This is a genomic window from Bacillus sp. MSP13, from assembly GCF_000815295.1.
In the GTDB taxonomy this organism is placed as follows: domain Bacteria; phylum Bacillota; class Bacilli; order Bacillales; family Bacillaceae; genus Bacillus; species Bacillus vallismortis.
The window spans coordinates 97,686-117,967 of the sequence record NZ_JXAQ01000003.1 but is presented as its reverse complement, the minus strand read 5'-3'; the positions used below and the strand labels follow the sequence as shown (position 1 = coordinate 117,967).

Annotated in this window: 19 protein-coding genes; 3 read left to right on the top strand and 16 right to left on the bottom strand. The window is 45.4% G+C overall.

Annotated elements, in window-relative coordinates; all coding sequences use genetic code 11:
- Positions 1–8 precede the first annotated feature (8 nt).
- Positions 9–962, bottom strand: coding sequence for an N-acetylmuramoyl-L-alanine amidase (locus SC79_RS01945; RefSeq protein ID WP_039073646.1), 954 nt, complete (start codon positions 960–962; stop codon positions 9–11).
- 123 nt (positions 963–1,085) lie between these two features.
- On the opposite strand from SC79_RS01945, the gene SC79_RS01940 reads away from it, so the two are divergent.
- Entirely contained in the window at positions 1,086–1,340 is a 255-nt protein-coding gene (locus SC79_RS01940; protein WP_039073645.1) for a YciI family protein, read from the top strand.
- Positions 1,341–1,372: 32 nt separating this feature from the next.
- Here SC79_RS01940 and phrA read toward each other — a convergent pair whose 3' ends face one another.
- From phrA to yjoB, 3 genes are all read right to left on the bottom strand, one after another.
- Positions 1,373–1,507 (bottom strand): phosphatase RapA inhibitor PhrA, encoded by a 135-nt coding sequence (phrA, locus tag SC79_RS01935; protein WP_010330391.1) that lies wholly within the window; start codon positions 1,505–1,507, stop codon positions 1,373–1,375.
- On the bottom strand, positions 1,497–2,633 hold the full coding sequence (gene rapA / locus SC79_RS01930) for a response regulator aspartate phosphatase RapA (RefSeq protein ID WP_082022502.1): 1,137 nt from the start codon (positions 2,631–2,633) through the stop codon (positions 1,497–1,499). The genes phrA and rapA overlap by 11 nt, the downstream gene beginning before the upstream one ends.
- 142 nt (positions 2,634–2,775) lie before the next feature.
- A complete protein-coding gene (yjoB, locus tag SC79_RS01925) occupies positions 2,776–4,047 on the bottom strand; it encodes an ATPase YjoB (RefSeq protein WP_039073887.1) in 1,272 nt (423 codons plus the stop codon).
- Between the two features lie 149 nt (positions 4,048–4,196).
- Between yjoB and SC79_RS01920 the strand changes: the two genes are divergently transcribed.
- Together SC79_RS01920 and SC79_RS01915 are read left to right on the top strand one after the other, a co-directional pair.
- Entirely contained in the window at positions 4,197–4,661 is a 465-nt protein-coding gene (locus SC79_RS01920) for a DinB family protein (protein ID WP_039073643.1), read from the top strand.
- Positions 4,662–4,885: 224 nt separating this feature from the next.
- Positions 4,886–5,650: a sulfite exporter TauE/SafE family protein gene (locus SC79_RS01915; RefSeq protein ID WP_039073642.1), complete on the top strand. Its 765-nt coding sequence runs from the start codon at positions 4,886–4,888 to the stop codon at positions 5,648–5,650.
- A 38-nt stretch (positions 5,651–5,688) separates the two neighbouring features.
- Here the strand turns inward: SC79_RS01915 and SC79_RS01910 are convergent, their stop codons facing one another.
- The 12 genes from SC79_RS01910 to SC79_RS01855 form a co-directional block, all read right to left on the bottom strand.
- On the bottom strand, positions 5,689–7,182 hold the full coding sequence (locus SC79_RS01910; RefSeq protein ID WP_039073641.1) for a UxaA family hydrolase: 1,494 nt from the start codon (positions 7,180–7,182) through the stop codon (positions 5,689–5,691).
- Positions 7,179–8,621, bottom strand: a complete 1,443-nt coding sequence (locus SC79_RS01905; protein WP_039073640.1) for a tagaturonate reductase — start codon at positions 8,619–8,621, stop codon at positions 7,179–7,181. The genes SC79_RS01910 and SC79_RS01905 overlap by 4 nt, the downstream gene beginning before the upstream one ends.
- 76 nt (positions 8,622–8,697) lie before the next feature.
- Positions 8,698–9,699 (bottom strand): LacI family DNA-binding transcriptional regulator, encoded by a 1,002-nt coding sequence (locus tag SC79_RS01900; RefSeq protein ID WP_039073639.1) that lies wholly within the window; start codon positions 9,697–9,699, stop codon positions 8,698–8,700.
- Between the two features lie 84 nt (positions 9,700–9,783).
- Positions 9,784–11,052: an MFS transporter gene (locus tag SC79_RS01895; protein WP_039073638.1), complete on the bottom strand. Its 1,269-nt coding sequence runs from the start codon at positions 11,050–11,052 to the stop codon at positions 9,784–9,786.
- 46 nt (positions 11,053–11,098) lie between these two features.
- Entirely contained in the window at positions 11,099–11,935 is an 837-nt protein-coding gene (locus SC79_RS01890; RefSeq protein ID WP_039073637.1) for an SDR family oxidoreductase, read from the bottom strand.
- Entirely contained in the window at positions 11,932–13,011 is a 1,080-nt protein-coding gene (gene uxuA, locus SC79_RS01885; RefSeq protein ID WP_039073636.1) for a mannonate dehydratase, read from the bottom strand. Before uxuA ends, SC79_RS01890 begins: the two co-directional genes overlap by 4 nt.
- A gap of 24 nt (positions 13,012–13,035) precedes the next feature.
- Positions 13,036–14,055 carry a zinc-binding alcohol dehydrogenase family protein gene (locus SC79_RS01880; RefSeq protein WP_039073635.1) on the bottom strand — a complete coding sequence of 340 codons (1,020 nt, stop codon included), beginning with the start codon at positions 14,053–14,055 and terminating at the stop codon, positions 13,036–13,038.
- Positions 14,056–14,060: 5 nt separating this feature from the next.
- The gene (gene allD / locus SC79_RS01875) at positions 14,061–15,074 is read right to left on the bottom strand and encodes an ureidoglycolate dehydrogenase (protein ID WP_039073634.1); all 1,014 of its coding nucleotides are present in this window, start codon (positions 15,072–15,074) and stop codon (positions 14,061–14,063) included.
- 103 nt (positions 15,075–15,177) lie between these two features.
- The gene (locus SC79_RS01870; RefSeq protein WP_039073633.1) at positions 15,178–16,557 is read right to left on the bottom strand and encodes an MFS transporter; all 1,380 of its coding nucleotides are present in this window, start codon (positions 16,555–16,557) and stop codon (positions 15,178–15,180) included.
- A gap of 79 nt (positions 16,558–16,636) precedes the next feature.
- Complete coding sequence (gene uxaC, locus SC79_RS01865; RefSeq protein WP_039073632.1) at positions 16,637–18,058, bottom strand: glucuronate isomerase; 1,422 nt, start codon at positions 18,056–18,058, stop codon at positions 16,637–16,639.
- Positions 18,059–18,256: 198 nt separating this feature from the next.
- Positions 18,257–19,435, bottom strand: coding sequence for an NAD(P)/FAD-dependent oxidoreductase (locus SC79_RS01860; protein ID WP_039073631.1), 1,179 nt, complete (start codon positions 19,433–19,435; stop codon positions 18,257–18,259).
- A 39-nt stretch (positions 19,436–19,474) separates the two neighbouring features.
- Positions 19,475–19,897, bottom strand: coding sequence for a DUF1641 domain-containing protein (locus tag SC79_RS01855; RefSeq protein ID WP_010329466.1), 423 nt, complete (start codon positions 19,895–19,897; stop codon positions 19,475–19,477).
- Positions 19,898–20,282 lie beyond the last annotated feature (385 nt).

Here is a 20,282-nt window from a genome sequence, read left to right as displayed (position 1 = left end):
TTTATTGATTACAGCTTTTCCATTATTTTCGCTTTTGTTTTCGGACCGTAAATCCCATCTGCCGTTAATCCGCTGACAGACTGAAAACGTTTCACGGCATTTGCTGTTTTCGGGCCATAAACACCATCAACGCCATGGTTTTTCGCCCCTTTATCAGGATAAAAATAAAGAGCAGCTAAAGCGGTCTGCACCTGCTTTACGTTTGTCCCTTTCGTCAGCGGGCTTGTCACTTTGATCACTCCGGATGGGAGCGGATAGGAAGATGCGGCATGGCTTTTACAAGAAGATGCCGCTTGAGACAGCTTAATCACCTGTCCGACCTTGATGTGATCCGGGTCAGTAATATGATTTATGTTTTGCAGTGTTTTCACACTGACACCATGCGATGCGGCAATACCGGACAGTGTGTCGCCTTTTTTCACATGGTATTCAGACGCCGAAGAAGAGACTGAAGCCTTTTTCACTGACACGCTTCCGTTCAATTCCTTTTCAATTGCCGCCTTCACTTGATCCCAGCGCCCCTCTGATAAAATGCGGTGCGGGCAGTACTTGCCGCTCCAGTCCTGATGCTTTCTCACCCGGTCTATTCCCCAGCCCCGCTCTTTCAAAAGCTGAGCCACGAAAGAAATCGCCAAGGCTTCGGCCGCTTCATACTTTGGACCTCCCGATTTGCTGTAGCAAATCTCAACACCGATTGATTTGCGGTTTCCTGTACCATTTGTGCCATCACCCGTATGCCATGCGTTTCGGTTAAGCGGCAGGCCTTGAATCACCTCTTTATCATCAACTGCAAAATGGAAGCTTGTCGAGCTGGTATTTCCAATCATATAGCTGATTTCATTAGCCGCTGAGGCGTCGTTTGCCGTGTTGTGGATGGTAATGTATTCAGCGGACATCGCATTGGGGCACTTCAGCGCGTATTTCGCCCCAGAAACCAAATTTTGCTTTACTTGAATGCTCACCTATCATCTCTCCTTTTTCTTTTTCACCAATAGGTGGCATTCGTAGGACGAAAAACTCATTTCATCCGTCACCGTAATATGGATAATTGTGTTAAACTAAAATTCAATAGGAGGGAAATGATCATGCACACGTATTTAATGCTGACAACAAGAACAGATCAATTCAATCAGGAGCATGTAGCCGGACACTATGAATTTTTGGACCGCTTACAGGCAGAAAAACGTTTAAAAATGTTCGGGCCATTCAGCGACGCCACAGGCGGAGCCTACGTCATAGAAGCAGATTCGCCAGAAGAAGCGAAGGAAATCGGCCATCAAGATCCGCTGGTGGCAAGCGGATCTTCCGAGCTGACGATAAGGGAATGGAAGCTGAAATAAAAAAGACCCCTGGGGGTCTTTTTTCGTCAATATCATGTTTGATTACGTGCCGCAATATGAAATGTTTTATCTTCTTTGTCTGCTGTCTCTCCTGGATGGACCATCACCTGAGTAAAGCTGAACCCGACCGCAACGAGCAACAAACCTGACATCCATTTAGATTTCATATAAACAATCTCCTCTCTGGATTTGTTTTTGTGCGTGCACCATTTTCTCATAAAATGAAAGTGCTTTTTCAGGCTGTCCGTTTTCTATATAGAATTGGGCAGCATCATGCGCCAGCTCTTCAATATAAGGATACAGCATATGTTCTTCAAGAAATTGAAAGGTGTGTGAGACTGATTCTGTGTTCATGTTTTTTCCGTATAACGCATGTAAAAATTGAAAAAGCTCCACAAACAAATCATCACTGTATTGACGGGCGATTTCCAATCCTTCACGATACTTTTTTTGCGCTTCGGCATCATTTTTTTGTTTATACAGAACCTGTGTTAAAGAGTAGATAGAATGCGGAAGATTATCGAACTTTTCCGACTTGCAAATAGAAACGGATTTCTCAAAGTATTCGGCTGCCTTTTGCAGTTCACCCATTTTCTCAAAACAGTTTCCGAGATTATACAGGGCCGAACTGATCAAGCGGGGATTGCCTTCTTTCTTTGCAAGATCTAAAGCCAGTTCTAAGTGGGGCAATGCTCTTTCTGGATACTGCATATCATCATAATTTCCTGCAATAACGAATTCACATTGGATTCTGCGGACGGTGTACGTTTCATACATTTGGTACGTTTCTAAGGCCTGAACGGCGTAGCTCATTGAAACATAGGTTTGTTTTAAATTGTAAAAGATCTCGGCCATTTTAAAAGCAAACTCGGCTTTTTCAATATCATCCGAGACGAGGGCAAGATTCTTTTCCGCCCGCTTATAGTACATCATGGCACTGACAAACATTTTCTGCTTAAATTCAAACATTCCGCGAAAAAAGTTAAAGTAATAATCGAGAAGCCCGGTCAGCTTGTACTGATTCCCCTCTATGTCTTCTAATAATTCTGAAAATTCCAGCTGCGACGTGTCCTCTCCTAAAGGCTTAATGTAATCCAGCATGACTCGATGCCTGAAATCCATTAAAGAATAATACAGCAGTAAATCTTGGTCTTCTTCCATATCCTCGATTTCTCTTTCTACTTCGAGCTTGACCCGTTCGGCTTCAGCCACGTGGAACTGCCGGATATGGGTATACCATTCATTAATTTTAAGCCCGACATAAGAGGACGGAATCGTCTGCTTCATCCTCAATTAATCCCCCCTTTTGAGTTACCCGAGATATGTCATATTTTATCATATTTACTAGAAAAAGAAGAACGCAAAAAGACCGCAATTGTCGAATTTCGGCTAACCGCAACAAAAAAGCGCGGGTTTTCAAAACCCGTGCTTTCATTTAGTGAAAACCGACCTTGTTTCTTTCCATCCAGCTTCCGTGCCGGCTTTTTCTTTGTTCTCCTGTCATGTCTTTTACCATGGCTTCAATATGATGCTCCCCTTCTTGGTGCCATTGAAGGGCAGAAGATACATATAATTCTCCCAGCTGGGCAAAGGAAAAGCCTTCTGTAAGCTTCGCGGCACTTTTGATTTCTTCTTCATTCAGGAAGATGCCAAAGCCTCTCATTTTCATATATTCCCGCCGCAGCTCTTCATCCGGAAGCCCGATTTCGTAGGCACGGTCAAACCGTCCTGCACGATTCATCAAGCCCGGATCGATCTTTTCGGGATAATTTGTCGTGCCGATGAGAAAAATCCCCTCTTTTGATGTCGCGCCGTCCAGCGTATTGAGAAAAAAGGATCGCACATCTTCCGGCATCGAATCTATATCCTCGATGACCAAAACTGCAGGAGCGAGTCGTCTCGCTGACTGAAAGACTTCTTCTATTGTCTCGCTCGACGTAAATTCTGTAATTTGCCAATAGGCAACAGGTGCATCGATACTGCCTGCAATCGACTTTACTAATGTTGTCTTTCCATTTCCGGGAGGTCCATATAACAGGATGCCGCGCTTGTAAGGGATGTTATACGTTTGATAAAACGTTTTATCACTATGAAAAAATTGATCAATTGACCGGTATATCTCTTTTTTCAACACTGGGCTCATCATCACCTGATTTCGTTGAACCTCTCTGACGATCGCTTCCTGTTCTTTTGAAGTCCCGCCATCCCCATCCGTAAAAACGGTCACTTTCCGCTTGCTTTTTTCCCAAAGGCGTGGCCTGACGCTCTCTAGGAATGCACGCATTTTTTCATCGTTAACCGCAAACAGGCAATCGAAACTCATCATGCTCCCATCTTGAAAATATGGAATTCTGGCAAAAGCAACACCCTTTTCAGGATATGCATATACGCTGTTTCGTATAGATTGATGAACGGTATAATCCGGTTCTTTTTCATCTTCATCGTAAGCGAAGGTTTTCTTTTCAAGCTTTTCAAATATATAAGCCACATGCTTAGGCTCCAATGAACCGCTCCGGACATCTTCTTCAAGAAGCTCCCAGTACTCAGTGTTCGGGTCATCACTTGCATAAAGCTCATAGAAAACGCCATATTGATCATAAAGCGCCTCTTCAATTCGTGTAATAAGATAACCGAAAGTGCCGTAGCCCGCCGCAGCTCTTTCATTCTCTTTTTCTTCGTACTGATAAATGAAAGGTATGTTTGTCATGTTAATCTCCATTTCTTGTTCTTTTGTGAACGTTATATAGACGATTGACATCGCTTTTTGTTTCATCCCACAGCATATTGCTTGTGAAATGATAACCGTTGATATAGGATTTCATTGCACCATTTATTTTTCATATGGAGGAGATCATATTGAGTCAATCCAATCAAATTGTGAGCCATTTTTTATCCCATCGAAACGTGACAAATGAGCTGGCTGAAAAAATCAGCAAAGACCATTACAGCTACAAACCGGCTGAAACATCAATGTCAGCGGAGGAGCTGGTCAAACACATTCTTACGTCTTTCCACTTGTTTGCAAATGTCATTAAAGAAGGCAACGCCTCACCATTCCAAAACAAACAGGAAGAAGTGGAAACAGATCTCAATGTTTTGGCAAAATCATATACAGAAAAAACGGCCGCTATCCTTGAACAGCTGACTGAAGAGCAACTGGACAGAGAAATTGATCTGACAGCCACTTTTGGCAGAAACATCACAGGCCGCACACTGCTTCAGCTTGCGATGGAGCATGAAATTCACCATAAAGGCAACCTGTTCGTTTATGTGCGGGAAATGGGGCACACAGAACTTCCTTTCTATCAGCAGCGCATGTAAATACATAAGACAAAAAGATACCGTTTCAGGGTATCTTTTTTTGTGCCCCTTGCTTCCTGCTGGATTCTGTCCAGACACTCATTCTAGGGCAAATGAATAAAGATATTGAGCAAACCAAAAATTCAAGCAGCAAACGCATAAACATTCTAAACATTCAATTGATTAACTTGACCTAATTATATATCATCTGATAAAAATAGTCGGGTTTTCAGGAGGCCTTTATCATGAGTGTAAGCATCATATTGATGGGTTTGTTTGTCGGAGCCTTAGTCGGATTGACAGGAGTGGGCGGAGCGGCCTTATTAACTCCTCTTTTAATTGTGCTTGGCATTAATCCTTCGATCGCTGTCGGTACGGATCTTGTATATAACTCGATCACAAAGCTGTTTGGCGTTGCCTCCCATTGGCGGCAGAAAACGATTAACTTTACATTAGTCAAATACTTAGCCATCGGCAGTATTCCGAGTGCTTCTCTAGCCATTGGCATATTGCATTTGTTCCCCGCCTTTCACCAGCATCAGGAAGACATTATAAAGCACGCTCTTGGCTATGTGTTAACGCTAGTTGCCATTTCCATTATCGTTCGTTTGTTTTTGGATAGAAAACTTCGCCCCAACCGCTGGCAGCTGATGCCGCTTGAAAATAAGCGGACGCTCACGATTCTCATTGGTGTCGTGTTTGGATTTATCGTCGGATTAACATCAATCGGTTCCGGCTCATTATTTGCCATTGCCATGATTTACTTATTTAACATGAAAGCGTCACAGATTGTCGGAACCGATATCGCGCATGCTTTTCTTCTCGTGACAGCAGCAGGCATCTTGAACGCAAGCTTCGGAAGCGTAGATTATATGCTGGCAGCTAACCTGCTGCTCGGTTCAATTCCCGGCGTGCTGATTGGAAGCCATCTCTCACCTCGCTTCTCCCCGCGTCCGCTGCAATTTATTATGGCGTCCATCATTCTGATCAGCGGCTTAAAACTGATTTAATGAAAAAGGCTATCCCCTCGCAGGATAGCTCTTCTTCATTATAACGTCACACCTGATTTAAAAATGGCAAGTTCTCTGAAATCATTTTTTTCATGGTTCACAAGCTGACCACTGGCCACTTCAATCATATAGTGGATAAACTCCCGCAGTACATATTCCTCATGCACATCATCCTCCGCTAAAAGACCCGCGTTGAAATCAATCCAATGCGGCTTCGTCTCATACAGCTGGGTGTTTGTCGCGACCTTCACTGTCGGGACAAAGGTGCCAAACGGCGTGCCTCTTCCCGTTGTAAACAAGACAATTTGGCAGCCGGCAGCCGCCAATGCGGAGGACGCGATTAAGTCATTGCCTGGCGCGCTCAAAAGCGTCAGCCCGTTTGTCTTGAGCACTTCGCCGTATTTCAAGACATCCGTGACAGGGGAAATCCCCGCTTTTTGCGTGCAGCCCAGCGATTTATCCTCAAGCGTAGTGATGCCGCCCGCTTTGTTGCCCGGTGAAGGGTTTTCGTACACCGGCTGTTCGTGTTTGATAAAATATTGTTTGAAATCATTGATTAAATGGACAATTTTATGAAACACTTCCTCATTGGCAGCCCGCTGCATCAGGATGGTTTCCGCACCGAACATCTCCGGGACTTCCGTCAGCACCGTGCTTCCTCCCTGTGCGATGATATAGTCTGAAAAACGGCCAAGCAGCGGATTTGCCGTTACGCCGGAAAAACCGTCCGACCCTCCGCATTTCAGCCCGATTTTCAGTACAGACAGCGAAATGTCTTCTCTCCTATCCCCTTTAGCGGCTTCATGAATTTCCTTCAGCAACGCAACGCCTGCCTCCATTTCATTCGTCACCGACTGCGATTCAAGAAACTTCACCCGATTCAGATTCACATCTTGCAGCGCTTCCTTCATTCCTGCCAGCTCGTTGTTTTCACAGCCAAGCCCTAACACCAAGACGCCGCCGGCATTTGGGTGGCGAATGGCATTTAGAAGGATTTGCTTCGTATTTTCGTGGTCGTCGCCAAGCTGCGAGCAGCCGTATTGGTGTTTTAACACGAGCACGTTATCGAATGGAGCGATATCCCCCGTTTCTTTGACAAAACGCCGGAGCATTTTTTCAGCGATCCCGTTGACGCAGCCGACAGTCGGCACAATCCACAATTCATTCCGTACACCGGCATCTCCGTTTTCTCTTCTAAATCCCTTAAACGTCCGGTTTTCATTTGAATACGGATTTTCATCAAATCTCGGTGTATAGCTGTATGTTTGGATATCAGACAGGTTTGTTTTCGTATTATGGACATGAATATGCTCTCCGATCGATATATCTTGTGATGCATGCCCGATTGGAAATCCGTATTTGATGATGCTGTCGTTTTCTTTGATAGGCTGGAGCGCAATCTTGTGGCCTCTTTTAATATCATCCTTCACTTCAATCGACTCGCCGTCCGCATTCAGCCGCTCTCCCTTCCCGATATCCCGCAGAGCAAGAAGGACATTATCTTGTTTATGAATCTTGATAAATGACTTCATCGCACTTCTCCCCTTTGTGTGCAGCTTTGTTCAAGAGCCCGCTGCATGCCCAGCTTATGAATATGATTCAAGTGATCAGCGACTCTTTCAGTCAGCCTCGGTATCTCGTTCAGATCTGCCCCCCACAGCCGCTCTTCGCCTAACACCCTTGAGGCAATACGGAGCATGTCTCCATCCTCCTGATGCCACACCTCTTTGAAAAATTGAAGAACAGCCGGATCATCCTGCAAATACTCGTTTCCCTGATAAAAATACAGAAGAGCGCTGAAAGAAAACACCATGCGTTCAGGAAGCTGTCCTTTCTGTTCAACATATTCCTGAATGGTCGGCAGGTTTCTCGTTTTGAATTTGGAAACGGAATTCAATGCGATGCTTTCTAAATAATGCTTCATATACGGGTTTTTGAAACGGTTCAGCACATCGTCAGCGTATTGAGAAAGCCCTTCCATTTTTAAAACAGGAAGAATGTCGTCACTGATCATCTCTCTAATAAACTGCCCTACTTCCGGATGCTCTACAGCATCCCGCACCGTTTTCAAGCCGTATAATAAAGCCACTGGCGTCATGGCCGTATGAGCGCCATTTAAAATTCTCACTTTTTTGGTTCGATATGGAGTGAGGTCGCTGACGATCTTTGTATGGAGCCCGGCAGCTGCAAAGGGCAGTTCCTCTCCAATCCACTTCGGCCCCTCGATCACCCATAAATAATACTGTTCTCCCACAACAATCAAATCATCTTGATAGCCCAGATCTGCCGTGATCTCATCAATGCGATCCACAGGAAAACCCGGGACAATGCGATCGACTAAACTATTGCAAAACGTGTTGGCCTCATGAAGCCACTGTGTAAACCCTTCTTCCAGCTTCCATAGATCCGCATAATGAAGAACCGTTTCCTTCAGCTTTTCGCCATTATTCTCGATCAGCTCACATGGGATTAAGACACACCCTTTTGTCTGATCTCCTTTAAAAGCCTGATAGCGAAAGTAGAGAAATGCCGTTAATTTCCCAGGGAATGTTTGTTGCGGCCTATCCTCTAAACGATCCTTTTCATCACATACAATACCGGCCTCAGTGGTATTGGAAATGATAAATCTCAGGTCTTCGCTTGAAGCCAGTTCTTTGTATGCTTCATAATCAGAAAACAGATCAATGCCGCGGCTGATTGAGTTGATAATCATATGCTCGTTTACCGCTTCTCCGTCTTTCATTCCCTGTAAAAAAAGCGTGTATAAACCATCTTGCTGATTTAACCTTTTGATTTTTTCTGACCCTCTCGGCTGCACAACTGCGATGCTCCCATGAAAATCAGTGTGTTGATTCAATTGATCAATCTGCCAATCGACAAACCCTCGCAGAAAGTTTCCTTCTCCAAATTGAAGGATTTTTTCCCGGTACTGAGTATAGTGATCGTACACGTTTTTATTGAGCTTCTGCACCTTCATTGCCTCCATCTCTTATTTATGCACACGTTAACATTTTTCTGTATAAAGAATGCCCGCTGAACACGGGGCATCATATCGTCAATTGTCTAACTGAATCACGGACCATAAATTCTGTATTTTCGAAGATTTTTTCTGCTTTTGTTTCCGGTTCGCTGATCAGCGACAACAGTTTTTGCGCGCCGAGCACGCTGATTTTCTCCACTGGGCGCTTTACTGTTGAAAGCCTTGGTGTGATGTATTGCGAAAACCCAATATCATCAAATCCGATTACGGAAATGTCATCAGGAACCCTCAGGCCCTTGGCGAATATCGCATTCATCGCTCCGATTGCCATATCATCATTCGAACAAAAGACAGCGGTTGGAGGATTCGGCAGTGCCAGCAGCCGTTCCATCGCTTGAAAGCCGCTTTCCATATCGTATTGCCCTTTGACACTGTATTCATGTTTGATCGGTATATGATGATGAATCAATGCGGCTAAGTAGCCCTCCTTTCGCTGCTGGGAGGATTTAAAGCCTTCTATTCCTTCGATGATGGCGATATCTTGATGTCCGTTTGTAATGAAGTATTCTACAGCTTCCTGAGAGCCTTCCTTGTCATTGGACAAGATATTCGTGATGCTGCGGTCATCAATATCGCGGTTCAGTACGACGAGCGGGATGTTTTTTTCCCGAATATGATAAATAAAAGAATTATCAATGTCACTTTGGCTCATTAAAATGATGCCGTCATATCTCATCGGCGTAACAGAGTCATAGGTTTTCAGATCATCAATGCCGCGCACATAAAGATTGTAATTCTCACTTATGGCTTGGTTTACGCCTTTGATTGTATGAGCGAAGAAGCTGTGTGAGGTTCCGTTTGTAATGCTTGTAAAGAAAAGCCCGATCGTATGAGACTTTTGCATCGCCAGGCTTTTCGCGTTTACATTTGGCGTATAGTTAAGCTGTGCTGCGAGCTCCAGTATTTTTTTCTTCGTATGTTCTTTGATGTAAGGGCTGTTGTTGAGTGCTCTGGAAACGGTTGTGTGGGATACATTTGCGAGTTTTGCGATATCTTTTATGGTTACCATCTAATTCCCTTCCTTACCATACCGGCTGCGATTTACTGTATATTGTATCATCAAACATACCGCCTCTCCCACTATATTTCCAGATTAATAAGTCATCGAATCCTTCGTTCCTGTTCCTGCCGGTTTGCCGATGATCGGACGGACAAAACGAATAACAGCAAGTGAAGCGAAGACCGCCAGCCCTCCGGCAAGCAAAAATGCTCCAGAAAACGTGCCCGTTTGGTCAACGATAAAACCGGTGAAAGCCGGTCCGATAATTCCTGCCGTGTTGGCGAGGAAATGCATGAAGCCGCCTACAGAACCGACATTGTTTTGATCGACCACATCTTGAATGACAGCCCAATAGATCGCGCCGGTTAAATAGAGAAAGAATACTGATAAAGCGACAAGTGTGACAGCCCCCGCAGTAGTTGTCACAATCCCTGCCAAACCAATCAGGATCGCCGATGAAAACAAACATGAGACAAGCACAACCTTGCGCGAGAACAGCACACCTTTTCGGGCTGTTTTTTTATACACATAGTCAGAAACAAATCCCCCCGCCGCAAGGCCGATGAAGCCTAAAATCCACGGAATGACCGTAATCACACTCATCGATTCAACACTTACCCCCCGCTCTTCGACAAGGTAGCTCGGAAACCACGTCAAAAAGAAGAAGAGGATGTAGTTGTAAGCGAAAAAAGCAAATGCTGTGAACAGGACTGTTTTTTGCTTCAGGTAAAAAATAAGCGGAATGTTTTCACGGGGAGACGTTTCTGTTTTGATCGCGGGGGCATCTCCCATCGCCGCTGGCGGCTTTTCTTTGACGAACTTGAGCCAAAGCACTGCCCATAATAATCCAATGATCATAATGAGAACGAAGGATACCTTCCAGCTGAAAGCGATTGCGATCATGCCGACGATCGGTCCGGAAATGGCTCCCCCGAGCGGCGTTCCGCTATTGGTCACCCCGATAACGGATGCCCGTTGTGTCGGCGGGAACCAGTTATTCACCATCTTATTGATGGTCGCAGACAGCGGACCTTCTCCCATTCCAAAGAGGATGCGTATCATCAGCAGGCTGACAAAACCAACGGCGAGGGCGACTGCGCCGCTGAACAGCGACCAAACGACCATGGCGACAAACAAGGTCAGCTTCGCCCCATAGCGGTCAGACGCGACTCCCCCAAGAAAGTTGAAAATGGCGTAACCAACCGAAAAACTGCTGAAAATCAAGCCCATTTGCGTGGCAGACAATGTGAGATCATCCTGAATAAAAGGTGCGGCAATAGAAAGCGCCGAGCGATCCAGATAATTAATCACTCCTGCCAAGAACAAAAAAAGGATAATGGGAAGCTTATCTTTTGAGAACATCTCAACCTCACCCCTATGTTGGTTCAGTTTCTGTTGTGCTGATTCGCTACACGCCTGAATAAGCCATAAATCCTCCATCGACAGGGACGGTAATTCCGGTGACAAAACCGGAATAGGATTCATCCGCCAGCCAAAGAAGCGTGCCGAGCAGGTCTTCCGGTTTTCCAAAGCGCTTCATCGGTGTTCCCGCAATAATGTTGTTAGATCGGCTGGTGAATGTTCCATCTTGATTGATCAGCAGATCATGATTTTGTTTCGTCAGAAAGAATCCTGGGGCAATCGCATTAACCCGCAGCCCGGTCTCGGCAAAATGAACGGCCATCCACATCGTAAAATTATTGATCGATGCTTTGGCGGCACTGTATGCCGGAACCTTCGTCATCGGTGAATAAGCACTCATGGAAGAAAGGTTGATAATCGCAGGTGAATCAGCCTTCAGCAGCTCTTTTCCAAACACTTGAGAGGCCAGAAACGCACCGGTGAAGTTGGTGGAGAATACGGTTAAAAAGCCCCCCTCATCCAGATCAAAAAAGGATTGGCCTTCTCCCGCTTCTTCATACGTCTCCACATCGGTTATCGCATCAGGATGATTGCCGCCAGCCCCGTTTATTAGCAGATCGACAGAGCCAAAACGGCCGAGGATATCCTCCTTTGCCTGCACCAGTGACCCCCTGTCCAGCACATCCGCAGAAACAGAGCATGCTGTGCCGCCGGCAGCCGCAATCTTATCCACGACCGCTTGGCCTTTTTCAGCCGTCCTGTTCAATATCGCTACCTTCATGCCTTGTCTGGCAAGCTCTCGGGCCATCGCTGAGCAAAGCACGCCGCTTCCGCCAGTGATGACAGCCGTTTTACCAGCCAGGTTCTCATGCCGCGGAATCATGCTTTCACCTCTTTTTTCGCCTTTGCTTCATATGCGTCCCACAGCCCGTTCAAATACATAATGCCAAGGGCCCGATCGTACAAGCCATAACCCGGGCGACATTGCTCACCCCAAAGATGGCGCCCATGATCCGGTCTCACATATCCTTCGTAATCCTGCTTATGCAGTTCTTCCATCACGCCTTGAATGTTGATCGAACCATCATTTGTCAGATGAGATGTTTCAATAAAATCGCCATTCTCGTAAATTTTCACATTGCGAATATGTGAAAAGGGGGCGATGCCGGCATACCTTTTAGCGATTTCCATCATGTCATTTGCGGGATTGGCTCCCATTGAACCTGTACAAAGGGTGATGCCATTAGACGGTGAATCTGATATCGCTCTTAGTCTCTTATAACTTGCCGTCCCTGTGATAATGCGCGGCAGTCCGAAAATCGGCCATGGCGGATCATCCGGATGAATGGCCATTTGAACACCGTGACTTTCTGCAACCGGAAGAATTTCTTCCAAAAAGAATGATAAATTGTCCCATAGCTGTTCTTCATCGACCGTTCTGTATGCTGCAAACAGCTCTTTGATCCGGGCTAATTTTTCCGGCTCCCACCCCGGCAGTGTCATGTCAGATGCTTGCTCCACCGTCCGAATCAGCTCTTGGGGCTCAAGGCTCTCCACCTTGGCCTTTTCAAAAAACAAAGCGGTTGATCCATCCTCCAGCGGGCGGAACATGTCCGTGCGTGTCCAGTCAAAAACCGGCATAAAATTATAGCAAATCACTTTCACGCCAAATTCGGCAAGATTGCGGATTGTTTGTTTGTAGTTTTCAATATACCGGCCGCGTTCTTCCTTACCGAGTTTAATCGCTTCATGAACATTCACGCTTTCCACAACTTCAGCATGAAAACCATAGGATTGAATATATTCGGTCTCGGCTCTAATTTCATCTTTTTCCCACACATCGCCGACAGGTTTTTGATGGAGAGCCCAGACGATGCCTTTGACTCCGGGAATTTGCTTCACGTGTTCAAGTGTGACTGTATCGTTGCCTCGGCCATACCATCGAAATGTCATATTCATGTGCACACCTCCGGATTCAGTCGATTAATCAAACGTGATGACGGCTTTCCGCACTTGATCTGGTTGCTCCTTGATAAGCTCAAATGCGTGATGGACGTCATCTACTGAAAATGTATGCGTTATCAGCCCATTATGCGTTAACCATCCTTTATTCAAAAGCTCTACCACTTTCGGAAATTGATTGGTCTGCAATCTCGATCCGGTTATCGTGACTTCTTTTTTGGTTATCGGGAGCTGAGAAATTTGTGCCGCTCTTTCATCAAATCCAAGGACAACCACATGCCCCGCCGGAGAAACGGCCTCAACTGAAAGCTCAAAAGTCGCCGGCAGACAAACCGCATCAATGACCACATTGGCTCCTTCATTCCCAGTCCATTCCCGGACCCGATCAGCAACATGTTCTGTTTGTGCATTTACGACAGCATCGGCACCGTTTTCTTTCGCAAATGCCAGCCGTTCGCTGTTCAAGTCAGTCATCATGACGGCAGCGCCCGCCAGCTTTGCCATTTTTAACACACAGATCCCGATGGGCCCCGCTCCCTGGATCAGAACGGTGTCTCCTTTTTCCACCTGGCCTCTCCACACTGCCTGGGCGCCTATCGTATAAGGCTCGGCCATGACCGCTTCCTCCCAAGGCAAGTCCTTTGAGACTGCGTGAAGCTGTCTTTCCGGAAGCACAACATATTCCCGCATGCCGCCGTCCACATGTACGCCGAACACAGAAAGCTTTGCGCAGACATTCGGGCGCCCTTTGCGGCAGGCATAACACGTCCCGCAATAAGAAATCGGCTCAATCACAACGTGGTCACCGGTTTTTAGGCTCTGCACATTCGCGCCAACTTCCTCCACTTGCCCCGTTACCTCGTGTCCGATGACTCTCGGGAGGGTGGCGAGCGGATTCGTGCCATGATAAATGTGCATGTCTGAGCCGCAAATCCCAACTCGCTTGACTTTCACGAGCACTTCATCATCCTTTGATAGAACCGGCTTCTTCATCTCCGCTGTCACCAGATCATACGCCTTTCGCACTTGAACCGCTTTCATTTTTCTCACCTGCTTTTTAAAAATTCATACACGCTCCGAGCGATTGATATTCCGTGCACCTTATTTCTTTCTTCATGCAGCTGTTCGATCTCGCCGGGTACATACACTCTCTCGACTCCAGCAGCCGGCGGTGACTGCTGCAATTCATTGAGCATGGCATCCATCTGCTCTAAAAACGTATCATGGTCTGTAAAAAAGGACGGATTGATCGCGCAAACGTAATGACCCAGCTTTCTTTTTTGCTCAAGCCCGCTGTACATTTTGGCGATATGAGGGCCAAAAGCCGCGCCCGCCAGCAATCCAGAAAACACATCTACTATTATAGATAGCCCATAGCCTTTCGGGCCGCCGAATGTTGAAAGAGAGGCGACCTTGTAAGGATCAGTTGCTGCTTCTCCGTTTTCATCGACTCCCCATCCCTCGGGAATGGCTTCGCCCTCTTCACGGGCCTGCAAAATCTTCCCAAAAGCCACTTTGGAGGTCGCCATATCAAGGATAAATGGTTTTTTATGCTTAGCAGGGACACCGTAAGCAATCGGATTTGTCCCTAAAAATGGAGCCCTCCCTCCAAAAGGGACAACGATACTGTCCGTATGCGTCATTGCCATACCGATCAGCTTTTCGTCAGCCGCTTTTTGCACAAAATAGCTTAGCGCTCCGCAATGGCTGCTGTTTACAGCCGTCACCATGCCGACTCCGTTTTTCTTTGCCATGTCCATTGCACGGTCCATCGCCATATCACAAATCACATGGCCGAATCCGTCATCACCATCCAGTATCCCGGTCACAGGCCCGGTTTCTTTAAAAACAGGATGTGCTTCGGGGTTGATCCCTCCTGCCTTTAGCCTGTTTACATAGTGTTCTGTTCGCAGCACACCATGTGAGTGCACATTGCGTAAATCGGCGTGTACGAGGACATCTGCCACTTTTTCTGCGTCTCGTTCATTCAAATGGGCACAGGCCAGCTTTTGCCGAACAAGTTTCGTTGCTTCTTCAGCTGATATCGTTACCGTGTTCAATCATATGCCTCCTTCCTCTTTCATTCTTTGGGCACTCTCAATAGAAAACCCTTACAAATATATTTATTTACGGATTATTTTAAATATTCTTTACTTTATTTTGTCAGCTCTTTTGATGAATATCCTGAACAATCTGTGCATGCTGCTGATCTGTGAGTTTATAGAGAAAGCCGATAATGATCATCGCTAATGCCAAAGCTATAGCCGGATACAGAAGCAGCAGCGCTTTGATTCCGATCAGCGCCTGTGCTGTCTGGACAGCATTCGGCACATAGCCGATAATCCCTAAACCAATACCCGATAGAAAACCCGACAATGACTGGGCAAGCTTTCTGGAGAAGTTAAAAAGTGAATATGTCGTTGCTTCTTTCCGTTCACCGGATTTCCATTCGCCATAGTCAATAATATCGGAGACAAGCGCCCACGTGATGCCATTTGGGATACTGATTCCGATAAAGGCGATGCTGGCAAGAATCGTAAACACATAAACGTTTGATGGAAGCATAAAGTTGACCAGATCCGCGGCCACACTGATGCCGAAGCCGATCATTGCCGTTCTTTTCTTTCCAAATATTTTGACGAGCTTTGGCAGAAATATGACGCCCAAAAAGGAAGAACCGATAATAATAAAGTTCATATACGCCATCAGTTCAACATTGCCTAGATTATATTGTGCGAAATAGACGAGCATGGCGGATTTAATGTTGTATGCGGAAATTGAAAAAATCGTCATGAGGACAAGGGTTAACAGCGGTTTGTTTGTGATAAATGTTTTGACGACAGATGAGAATGTTAATTTTTCTTTTGGCGCTTCCGATATGACAATGCGCTCTTTGCAGTTGCGGTAACAAATATAAAACCAGACTACACCGAGCGCGGCGAACAAGCCCATGACCACCGGGTAACCGATCTTTGGATGATCAAACTTGACGAGCAGCGGCATCACGGCCACACTTGTGATAAACAAAGCCCCAAGTGATCCAATTTGGCGGAAAGTCGAAATGGAGGTTCGGTCCTCAGAGTTTTGAGTCATCGCTGCTCCTAATGAGCCGTACGGAATATTCACAAATGAATAACCGATGCCCCAGATCATATAGGATGCATATGCATAAATGAGTTTTCCGGTCGTTGATACATTGGGAGACAGAAAGATAAGAACAGTAAGCACCGCGAGCACGATGCTTCCGATTAATAGATAAGGCCTGAATTTCCCCCGTTTGCCGATATGTTTGCGATAATCAATAGATGATCCGACAATCGGATCTGTTATCGCCGCAAACAGCTTGCTGACTAAAAAAATGCCGCCGGCCATCGCAGCCGGGATTCCCGCTACATCAGTAAAATACTTTAATAAATAAATCTGGCCGAGATCAAACATAAAGCCGTTGCCAAAATCACCAAAACCATAGGATATTTTCTCTTTCAATGAAAGCCTTTTCTCCGTTTCGAGTGACACAACCTTATTTGCCAGTTCAGTTCGCATCTTCCACCTCTGTGTTTAAAAATTTTCGGGTAGTGGCCCGCTCAGGATGACGCATGATCACGCCTGAGCGGACATGTGGTTACACGTTTGCTTTCTCTTCTTGAAATTGAAAGTAGCGTTTCGCATTGTCATAGCAAATTCCCCGAACAATGCTTCCCAAAAGCTCCATGTCACGCGGCACTTCACCGTTTTCCACCCATTCCCCAATCAAATTGCAAACGATCCGCCTGAAATATTCATGGCGCGTATAGGAAAGAAAGCTTCTGGAATCGGTGAGCATGCCGATAAAGCGACTGAAAAGCCCGACGTTTGATAACGCTTTCATTTGCTCAAGCATCCCGTCTTTTGTATCGTTAAACCACCAGGCTGTGCCAAATTGGATTTTCCCCGGGGTAACACCATCCTGAAAACTGTTGATCATGCTGGCGATGACATAGTTATCGTTTGGATTCAATGAATATAAAATCGTTTTCGGCAGCTTCTTCTTCATCTCAACTGAGTTCAGCAGCTTGTATAAAGGCTTAGCAATGTCTTCATCATTCATAGAATCATAGCCTGTGTCAGGTCCGAGCCTCTTCATCATTTTTGTATTCGTGTTTCTTAAGGCGTTGATATGAAACTGCATCGCCCAATCGAGCTCCGCATACAAACCACATAAAAACTGAAGCGTATACGTCTTAAATTTCTTCTCATCCTCATAAGAAATCTCTGTTCCTTGTAATCTGTCAGAAAAAATCCGTCCCGCTTCCTCTTTTGTCGTTTCAGCAAATACCATCGAATCTATCGCGTGATCAGACACTCTGCCGCCGGCTGAATGGAAGAATCGCACCCGTTTTTCCAGCGCCTCTAGAAACTCATTATAGGTTGTAATCGGTATGGCTGCCGCATCTTCAAGTGCCTGCACCCAATCAGGAAAGCCTTCACGATTGATCTCAAGTCCCTTATCCGGCCGAAACCCGGGCAGCACGCTGACAGGAAAATCTTTGTCTTCTTTTAATAATAGATGGTATTCAAGAGAATCGACGGGGTCATCAGTCGTGCAAACGACCTTTACATTTGATTTCACGATGAAATCCCTCGCGCCAAAGCCTTCTCCTTGAAGCAGTTCATTCGTCCGTTTCCATATCGCGGGCGCTGATTGCTCATTTACAATCTCATCAATGCCAAAATAACGCTGCAGTTCTAAGTGAGTCCAATTGTAGAGCGGATTGCCGATCGCCATCGGCACGGTTTTCGCCCAGGCCATAAACTTCTCCTCATCAGGCGCATCACCGGTAATGTATGTTTCTTCAATTCCATTGGCTCTCATGAGGCGCCATTTGTAATGGTCTCCATACAGCCAGGCTTCTGTGATGTTTTGAAATTTCTTATTTTCATAGATTTCTTTCGGGCTTAAGTGGCAGTGATAATCAATAATCGGCATGTCTTTCGCATGATTGTGATAGAGGCTGACAGCGGTTTCATTTTTCAGCAAAAAATGTTCGCCCATGAAGGGTTCCATGTCCTCACCGTCTTTCATTCGATTTCAAAATGTTAACGTTAACATTTTGATTTAGCTTTATTTTACCTTTATATTCCTCTGCAATCAATCTCTTTTTCGAAAATGAATTGTTAACGTTAGCAAACACATAAAAAAAGACATTGCCGGAAAGCATCCCGAAAGGATGGCTTTTGGCAATGTCGATCCCACAAGAAAGGCTTAGTAAGCCAGGCTGAAAAGTCCTTTAATGTGTGTTAAGTAGCGTACGTTACTTGCTTCTTTCATCAAGGAAGCAGGAAGGCCTTTAAGCGGTGTAGAATTAGCACCAATGATGGCAACCGCATCTTTGCGTCCAAGGCTTGCAAGTGTACCAGAGTTTACTGGATTGAATGTTTCAAGCGTTTTGCCTTCTAAGTAAGCGAATAGGTTGTAGCCGATCAGCTCACCCATTTGCCATGCGATTTGTGCAGTCGGCGGGTATGGACGGCCGTCTGGAGCGAAGTAAACTGCGCTGTCACCGGCAACGAATACATCCTCATGAGATGTAGATTGCAGGAAGTCGTTTACTGTTGCACGTCCGCGGTTCACTTCAAGACCTGATTCACCGACTAATGGGTTGCCTTGTACGCCGCCAGTCCAAACAAATGTGTTGGCAACAACTTTTGATCCGTCTTTCAGATCGATCACGTTTCCTTCTACATTTGTAACAGGCAGGCCTGTTAAGAACTCTACGCCGCGTTTTTCAAGGCTTGCAGTCGCACGTTCGATCAGATCATCCGGAAGAACAGGAAGGATTTTCGGACCTGCTTCAACGAGCTTCAATTTAATTTCTTTATGGTCTACGCCATATTTTTTTGCAAGGTTCGGCATGATGTCAGCAAGCTCACCGACAAGCTCAACACCTGTTAAGCCGCCTCCGCCGATAAGGATTGTTGCATCAGCTTCGTTTTTCGTTTTAGAATACTCGCGCACACGATCTTCAACATGCTGGAAGACTTTGTTCGCATCAGCAGCGGATTTCAATACCATGCTGTGTTCTTCAAGGCCCGGGATGCCGAAGTAAGCTGTTACAGAACCAAGGCCTACAACAAGCGCATCGTAAGATAATGTAGAACCGTCAGCAAGCGCAACTTCTTTTTTATCAACAGAGAAAGAGCTTACTTCCGCGATTTTAAGATCAATGTCTTTGCCTTTGAAAAGTTTTTCTAATGGCATTGCAACCGCTTTTTCAGACACGTTGCCTGCTGCAAGACGGTGTAATTCCGTAATGATTTGGTGAGTTGGGTATTTGTTTACCACTGTCACTTTTGCTTGTTCTTTTGTGTAATGTTTGCGAACTGTTAAAGCAGAAAGAACTCCGCCATAACCAGCGCCTAGAATGACAATATGTTTTGACATCGTATATCCTCCGTCCTTTATATCAATTTGAGTCTGAGATTATTTTTGGTTTTCGCGTTCGTTCATGACTTCAAGGTAGCTGTTAGCAAAACGGAACAGCTTTTGCGCTTGAGGATCTTTCAGCATGCGCAACAGGCCGAATAGACCAATCGTTTCGTTGCTTGCATCAGCGCGGTCTTTCGCTTCGATTGCAGTCGCAGCCACTTCTTTCGCTGTTTCTTTTACAGGCTCAAGCATTTCAGTGATCGCACCGACAGTGTCGCTTTTTAACACTTCGTCAGTTGCTACAGACTGAGCGAAATCATAAGACTTCGTTAAAATATTCACTAACTCAGTCAGCTTTGGAAGCTGGTCAACTAGAACAGTCAGTGATTCTTGAACTTCCGGCTTTAACAGCTGATCAATAAGATCTTGCTGGCTTTGGCTGACAGACGCATTTGTTTGATCGATTGTTTCTGGCATATCCAATTCTCCTTTACTATAAGCAGTTTGCAGATTTTTTTGGAAAGGGTAGTGCCCTCCCTGGTCTCATGTTTGAAAGCATAAGAATAAGGATTGTGAATTCGTGCACAATCATTTACAAAAATAAATGTTTACTACCCAGTTTTTCATCTTGCCATATTCAGTATTATTTTTATCTCAAAAATAAACAATTGAATAAGTCAAAAATCCTTTACTCTCTCTGAAAATAGCAAACACAAAAAACTCCAATTCGATTACCTTCTATATGATAACACTTTTTGAACAAAATTTGAACGTGAATTGCTTCGATTATGAAATTAATTTAAATAAAGCCCGTATCATAACGTTTCTGCGGCACTAGTTATTGACAATCCGGCAATTTTCT